Raw genomic sequence first — 7,143 nt, forward strand, 5'->3', positions numbered from 1 at the left:
AAACGTACATAAGTATTATCTCAACTTATTTTCAAACAAATACTTAAGCATATTTATAAGGCAGCCCCCTATATCCCCCGGAGGGGGACTTAACATGGTAAAGATAATAACATGTAAGTTCAACATATTTGTAAAAAAAAAACTGTTACACTTTGTCTTTCGGTTTTTTTAAGTCCCCTTTTGGGGGATTTAGGGGGCTGTAGTATTGACTCTTGCAGAAAGAAAATCCTTTTTTATGAATAATCCGGGTTAAAGAGAAGATACTAAAATTAAGCTCGTTTAATATTTTAGAGGAGTCTGGGTTGTATCAAGGGTGGATGAGTGCATTTGCTGTATTGAGCGAATCTGTTCACTCGACTTTGCCTGACTTGCAAAAAGAGTTTTTGAGATTGGATGATTCAAAACTGGTGATTCATATTGGTCCGAAGGATAAAGATGTGGATATTTTATTGATTACTGCCATAACTGCAATATTGACTGCTATAGATAAAATTAATGACTTATTTGTTTTTGGCATCGAAAAAACGATTGAAAATTATGGAGAAAAACTTAGCGTTATAAATAAACAGTTTACAGAGGAGAAGTTTGAAAATCCACCTCAACCCACATAGATATTAATTTACAATGCAACACTGGTAGTTTATTGAATATTGTTATACAAAATAAATTGTTTTAATGCAACTTGAGGGAATTTTAATATGAAACAATTCGAGCGTATAACCATCAATCCCGATGTGTGCACCGGAAAACCGTGCATACGTGGACTACGTTTCCCGGTTTCACGGCTGCTTGGTCTTCTTGCTTCCAGCGAAACGATTGAGACAATTCTCAGAGACTATCCGTATCTTGAAAAAGGTGACATTGAGGAAGCGTTACAGTATGCAGCCTGGCTTGCAGAAGAAGAAACCGTGGAAGTGTCGAAATGAAGCGGTGGAAGGATGCCTTTCATGTCTGAAATAAGCCGATTTTTTGGCATCGTGATATCTATGTATTACCGGGAACATTTTCCTCCACATTTTCATGCCCGATATGGTGAATATAAAGCTGGTATAAAAATTGATGATTTTACGGTTTTTGAAGGAAACCTGCCGCCAAGAGCTCTTGGAATGATTATTGAATGGGCTGCTCAGCATAAAGATGAACTTGCATCCAATTGGAGCTCTGTGCAAGACAAAAAACCGCTCCTTCAAATCGAACCTCTCAAATAAGGAGGTCATATGTTTCACGATGCGACGAATGTAAAATACCTTGGAAATTACCACTTGGAAGTTGAATTCGATACCGGAGAGAAAGGAATTGTTGACCTCAGCGACTTATCTAAAGAGGGAGGAGTATTCAGCCGTTTTTCCGATATCGAGTATTTCAAGCAGGTATATATCAATAAAGAACTAGGCGTACTTACCTGGCCGGGTGATATTGATTTAGCCCCGGAAACCATCTACAGCATGGCCACCGGAAAACCGCTTCCGGAATGGATGGAAGTGGAAGATGAGTGAAGGAATGCTTGTATCATTTTCAGTAAACGGTATCACACATACCGCAATTGTTCATGAAGCCGAAGAAGGGGGATACTGGGCGGAAGTACCATCCATTCCGGGGTGCGCTACTCAGGGAGACACTCTCGATGAATTGCTCCATAATTTGCATGAGGCAGTGGAAGGTTGTTTATTAGCTGAAATTGCCCCGAATACAATTTAAAACTATAAAATTCTTGTTTTAGAGAAGTAACTGGGTTTTCCCCTCTATTGCGCGGGGTCCCCGGCTTTTGCTCGCAAAAGTTGGGGTGCACAAAGAGAGGGAATTATGGGGTGAGTTATCTTCATGATCGCAAAACGCATCATCCCCTGCATGGATGTGGACAAGGGCCGGGTGGTCAAAGGCGTCAACTATGTGAACCTGCGCGACGCCGGAGATCCGGTGGAGCAGGCGCGGTTCTATGACGCCGAGATGGCCGACGAGCTGGTGTTCCTCGATATCACCGCATCTTCGGATGCCCGGAGCATTGTCCTCGACATGGTGCGCCGCACCGCGGAGGAGGTGTTCATCCCTTTCACCGTGGGGGGTGGAATCCGCACGCTGGAAGATATCCGCGAGATACTGAAAGCAGGCGCGGACAAGGTGTCCATCAACACTGCGGCGGTGCTCACACCCGACATCATCAACCAGGGCGCCGAGCGGTTCGGAAACCAGTGCATTGTGGTTGCAATCGATCCAAAACGGTCGAAAACCATCCCTGTGGGCGAACACGGTTATTTCGAGGTGCATATCCACGGCGGCAGGACAGCGACCGGCATCGATGCTGTGGAATTCGCCCGTGAGGTGGAACAGCGCGGCGCGGGGGAAATCATGCTCACCAGCATGGACCGTGACGGCACCCGTGACGGCTATGACATCGAGCTTTTAAAAGCGGTCACCGGCGCGGTGAACATACCGGTCATTGCGTCCGGCGGAGTCGGTACATTGGAACACATATACGAGGCATTGACCTCCGGAGGTGCAAGCGCGGCTCTGGCCGCCTCGATCTTTCACTACCGCGAGTACTCGATTCGGCAGACGAAGGAGTATCTCGCGGCTCGCGGCATCACAGTCAGGCTGTAAGGCCCGGCCATCAAGTGAAAGAGAGCTTAAATTTTACATGACGGCAGATTTTATTGTGCGTGTTAATGTATTAATACCGATGCCCTGCTTTATACTTTACAAAAGCAGAGAACCCTTTCGGCATGGTGTGGAATGTTTAGATCCTGAAACGAGTTCAGGATGACGCGTGTCATGCCGAACTTGTTTCGGCATCTATTCGCTCTTGTAAGCGCATTAAATCGTCATCATGTATACAACTTGTATCTCAACTAGCGGAGTATACTATCATGATAATCGTTATGAAGACAGGCGCGCCAAAGGAACATGTCGACCATGTCATAGACCTCATTCGTGAACTCGGATATACCCCTCACCCCATTTACGGCGAGCAGAAAACCGTCATCGGCGCCATCGGAGACGAGCGCGGAAAATTCCGCCTGGAATCCTTGTCCAGTATGCCGGGAGTCGAATCGGTCATGCCGATTCTCAGTCCCTATAAGCTGGTGGGAAGGGAGCTGAAAAAAGAAACCACGATCATACCCATCGACGGGCACACGGTCGGCGGTGAGGAGTTCATGCTCATCGCCGGGCCATGCTCGGTTGAAAGCCGCGACCAGATACTATCTGTGGCGAAAGCGGTGAAAAAAACAGGCGCCCAGTATCTTCGGGGCGGCGCATTCAAACCGAGAACTTCCCCCTATTCTTTCCAGGGATTGGAAGAGGATGGGCTCAAGCTGCTCAAGGAGGCTTCCAAGGCCACCGGCCTTAAAATCGTCACCGAGGTAATAACCCCTACCGATGTGCTTCTGGTCAACAAATACGCCGATGTGCTCCAGGTCGGGGCGCGGAACATGACTAATTATGCCCTGCTCAAAGACCTGGGAAAGATTGAGAAGCCGGTCATGCTCAAGCGGGGGATGTCCGCCACAATCCAGGATCTTTTGATGTCCGCCGAGTACATCGCGAGCGAGGGAAACCAGAACATCATCCTCTGCGAGCGGGGAATCCGTACATTCGAGACGGCAACGCGGAACACTCTTGATCTTTCGGCGGTGCCCCTCCTGAGGGAAAAATCCAATCTGCCCATCATAGTCGACCCATCGCACGGCACCGGCATCCGCAGTCTGGTCGGTCCGATGTCGAAGGCGGCGGTAGCGAGCGGGGCGGACGGCATCATGGTCGAAGTGCACCCGGAACCGGAAAAAGCTTTCAGCGATGGCGCCCAGAGCCTTCTACCTGCGGAATTCGCCGCGCTGGTGAAAGAACTGTTGAAATATCTGAAACTGGAAGGGAAGAGACTCTGAACGGCTTGGATAGGAAAACATGCCTGGCCGGCGTCCGAAGAATTGTGATCAAGCTCGGCACCAGGATGATCACCAGCGGTCCCTATACGCTGGACACAGAGGCTCTGGCGCGGCTTGCGATGGATATCGCCGATCTGCACAGGCATAACTATGAGATAATCATCGTTACTTCGGCGGCAATCGCTGCGGGAATGGGCCGGATGGGTATACATCGCCGGCCCAGAGCCATACCCCAGCTCCAGGCCCTTGCTTCCATCGGCCAGAATCTGCTGCTTAACGCTTACGAAAAAGCCCTCGGGATGTTCGGACTCCCTATCGGGCAGGTGCTTCTGACCATCGATGACATCCACAACCGCAAGCGTTACACCAATCTCCGGAATGCTTTCAATGAACTGCTCCGCATGGGGGTAATCCCCATTGTCAACGAGAATGACGCGGTAGGCACCGAAGAGGTAAAAGTCGGAGATAACGACAACCTTTCATCGTATGTGGCAAGCCTGGTGAACGCCGACCTGCTCGTGCTGTTCACCGATGTGGACGGCCTTTATGACCGTGACCCGCGTGAGGGTGATGGTAACCTCATCTCTTTGGTGACCCGCATCACCCCTGAAATCGAGGCTCTCAGCGGAGGCGCTGGCGACCCCGCGGCGGTGGGCGGCATGAGGACGAAAATCGAGGCTGCGAACCGTGTGCTCAGCGCCGGGGGCATGATGATCATTGTAAACGGGAAAAAGGCGCGGCTGCAAGAAATTCTTCAGGGCGATGATATAGGTACTCTCTTCTGCCCGGAACGAAACGGTCTTGCCGCCCGCAGTCACTGGATCGCCATGTCTGCCAGGGTATGCGGAATTCTGAAGGTCGATGCCGGAGCGGCTCAAGCCATAGTGGAAAAGAACGCCAGCCTCCTGCCTAAAGGCATTACCGGCGTCGAGGGAAACTTCGTTATCGGAGATGTCGTGACGGTAGCAGACCCCGCCGGAGAAGAAATCGCCCGTGGTGTGACGCTCTATGATTCTTATGAAATCAGAAAGATCATGGGAAATCATTCTGAGGAGATCACAGCGATTCTCGGGTACAACAGGGGAACCACGGTGATTCACCGTAACGATATGGTGAACGCCCGCGTAAAAAAATAACTCACCCCCTAACCCCCTCTCTCGACAAGCGAAAGAGGGGGAAGAAAAACTGTCGCCCTCCGGATCTCGTCACCCCCTCTCCAACTTGGTTGGAGAGGGGGACGAGGGGTGAGGAAAAGATGAGCAAGACCATTGAAATGGCCCGCATTCTCCGGCAACGATCTACTTCCGCTGAAAATGCTTTCTGGGAAGCTGTGCGTGGGCGGCGGTTCAAAGTGCTCCGGTTCCAGCGTCAGCACCCCATTCGATTTGAGATGGATGGGCGTTGGCGGAGTTTCATCGCCGATTTTTTCTGTTTCGAACATCGGCTGGTGGTGGAAATCGACGGCGGGATTCATGAACAGCAGAAAGAATACGATGAACTGAGGACATATATTATCAATACATTGGGGTATCGGGTTAGCAGATTCACCAATGAGGATGTGGAAAGTAATCCGGAATTCGTACTTTCGGAACTGGGAAAGGCGCTCAATTTATAACTGCACTCACCCCCTAACCCCCTCTCTGGCAAGCCAAAGAGGGGGAAGAAAAACCGTCACACTCGATAACTCGTCACCCCCTCTCCAACGTGTTTGGAGAGGGGGACGGGGGGTGAGGAAGATTTCAGATGATACGGAGAAAGGATGCCGTAATGGATAACGTTTTCGATCATGTCATGGAAAAGGCCCGGAAGGCCAAAAACGCCGCCGGGAAAATGGCGGGGCTTTCCGGCGCCGTAAAAGACAGCGCCCTCCACGCCATGGCCGATTCCATCATGGACAACCGGGCGGCGATAAGCTCGGCAAATGCGAAGGATCTGGAGCTGTCCGACCATTATGGGCTTTCCAAGGCCGCAGTCGACAGGCTGACACTCACCGATTCCCGTATCGAGGCGATGGCCAAAGGCCTCCGTGAAGTGGCCTCCTTCCCCGATCCGGTGGGGATCGTCACCAACATGGTCCAGCGTTCCTCGGGAATACGGGTGGGGAAAATGACCGTGCCCATCGGCCTCATCGGTTTCATCTACGAATCACGGCCCAATGTGACGGTCGATGCCGCGGGTCTGGTGCTCAAATCCGGAAACGCAATTCTCCTCCGCGGGGGGAAGGAAGCGATCCATTCCAATATCGCTCTCGCTGCTCTTCTCAGTGAAGCCGCCGCCTCGAAAGGCATTCCTGAAGGCGCCATCTCCATCATCGAGATGACCGACCGCGAGGGGGTACGGCACATGGTAGAAGCGGCCGGGGTGGTCGATCTGGTCATCCCACGGGGAGGCAAAGGCCTGATCAAGACAGTTGTCGACCTGGCCAAAGTCCCTGTGATCAAGCATTACGAGGGCAACTGCCATGTTTTTGTCGACCTGACCGCGAACCTGGACGACGCCCTGAACATTATTGTAAATGCAAAGACCCAGCGTCCGGGGGTGTGCAACGCCGCTGAAAAGCTCCTGGTGCACAGCGGCATCGCCGGGGAATTCATCCCCCGCGCTGCGAAAGCGCTCACCGTACTTGGAGTGGAACTCCGCGGGTGCCCGCGCGCTCGTGCGCTCGTCCCCGAAATGAAAGAGGCTGTCGAGGACGACTGGTATACCGAATACCTCGATCTCATTCTCGGTGTCAAAGTGGTTGATTCTGTCGAGGAAGCTGTCACGCACATCAATACCTATTCCTCGAAACATACCGATGCCATCGTGACTTCAGATATTCTCTCTGCAGATTACTTCGTTATGAATGTGGATTCGTCTTCGGTTATGGTTAATGCCTCTACCCGTTTCTCCGACGGCGGCGAGTACGGCCTTGGCGCGGAGATAGGCATCTCGACCGACAAGCTCCATGCCCGCGGTCCGATGGGATTAGCCGAGCTGACTACCTACAAATGGGTGGTGTACGGGCAGGGATCGGTGAGGGAATAGTGATGAAATCTAAGGATGAAGGATGATGATGCGGCAAAAAAGGAAAAATTACATCCTACTCAACTCTGTAAACCTCACCCCCTATCCCCCTCTCCTAGTCAGGAGAGGGGGTAACTCACGGCGAGCCAAGTCTTTACCCTCTCCTGACTAGGAGAGGGTGGCCAAAGGCCGGGTGAGGTTTCGACAGAACTGAAGACTTTGTAACACTTTTTGACGGATCATCAAGAATGAAATC

Annotated in this window: 10 protein-coding genes; all 10 read left to right on the top strand. The window is 51.3% G+C overall.

The window, feature by feature from the left end; all coding sequences use genetic code 11:
- Positions 1-302 precede the first annotated feature (302 nt).
- The 10 genes from Q8O92_02370 (at position 303) to Q8O92_02415 (ending at position 6,908) form a co-directional block, all read left to right on the top strand.
- Entirely contained in the window at positions 303-611 is a 309-nt protein-coding gene (locus Q8O92_02370; GenBank protein MDP2982159.1) for a hypothetical protein, read from the top strand.
- 87 nt (positions 612-698) lie between these two features.
- Positions 699-926 (top strand): DUF433 domain-containing protein, encoded by a 228-nt coding sequence (locus tag Q8O92_02375; protein MDP2982160.1) that lies wholly within the window; start codon positions 699-701, stop codon positions 924-926.
- 21 nt (positions 927-947) lie between these two features.
- On the top strand, positions 948-1,208 hold the full coding sequence (locus tag Q8O92_02380) for a DUF4160 domain-containing protein (GenBank protein MDP2982161.1): 261 nt from the start codon (positions 948-950) through the stop codon (positions 1,206-1,208).
- 9 nt (positions 1,209-1,217) lie between these two features.
- Positions 1,218-1,496, top strand: coding sequence for a DUF2442 domain-containing protein (locus tag Q8O92_02385; protein ID MDP2982162.1), 279 nt, complete (start codon positions 1,218-1,220; stop codon positions 1,494-1,496).
- A gap of 4 nt (positions 1,497-1,500) precedes the next feature.
- A complete protein-coding gene (locus tag Q8O92_02390; protein ID MDP2982163.1) occupies positions 1,501-1,698 on the top strand; it encodes a type II toxin-antitoxin system HicB family antitoxin in 198 nt (65 codons plus the stop codon).
- Between the two features lie 123 nt (positions 1,699-1,821).
- A complete protein-coding gene (gene hisF / locus Q8O92_02395; GenBank protein MDP2982164.1) occupies positions 1,822-2,598 on the top strand; it encodes an imidazole glycerol phosphate synthase subunit HisF in 777 nt (258 codons plus the stop codon).
- A gap of 266 nt (positions 2,599-2,864) precedes the next feature.
- Positions 2,865-3,881, top strand: coding sequence for a 3-deoxy-7-phosphoheptulonate synthase (gene aroF / locus Q8O92_02400; protein ID MDP2982165.1), 1,017 nt, complete (start codon positions 2,865-2,867; stop codon positions 3,879-3,881).
- 5 nt (positions 3,882-3,886) lie between these two features.
- Positions 3,887-5,017: a glutamate 5-kinase gene (gene proB, locus Q8O92_02405; GenBank protein ID MDP2982166.1), complete on the top strand. Its 1,131-nt coding sequence runs from the start codon at positions 3,887-3,889 to the stop codon at positions 5,015-5,017.
- Positions 5,018-5,136: 119 nt separating this feature from the next.
- The gene (locus Q8O92_02410; protein MDP2982167.1) at positions 5,137-5,496 is read left to right on the top strand and encodes an endonuclease domain-containing protein; all 360 of its coding nucleotides are present in this window, start codon (positions 5,137-5,139) and stop codon (positions 5,494-5,496) included.
- 128 nt (positions 5,497-5,624) lie between these two features.
- Positions 5,625-6,908 carry a glutamate-5-semialdehyde dehydrogenase gene (locus tag Q8O92_02415; GenBank protein MDP2982168.1) on the top strand — a complete coding sequence of 428 codons (1,284 nt, stop codon included), beginning with the start codon at positions 5,625-5,627 and terminating at the stop codon, positions 6,906-6,908.
- Positions 6,909-7,143 lie beyond the last annotated feature (235 nt).

Source organism: Candidatus Latescibacter sp., from assembly GCA_030692375.1.
GTDB lineage: Bacteria > Latescibacterota > Latescibacteria > Latescibacterales > Latescibacteraceae > JAUYCD01.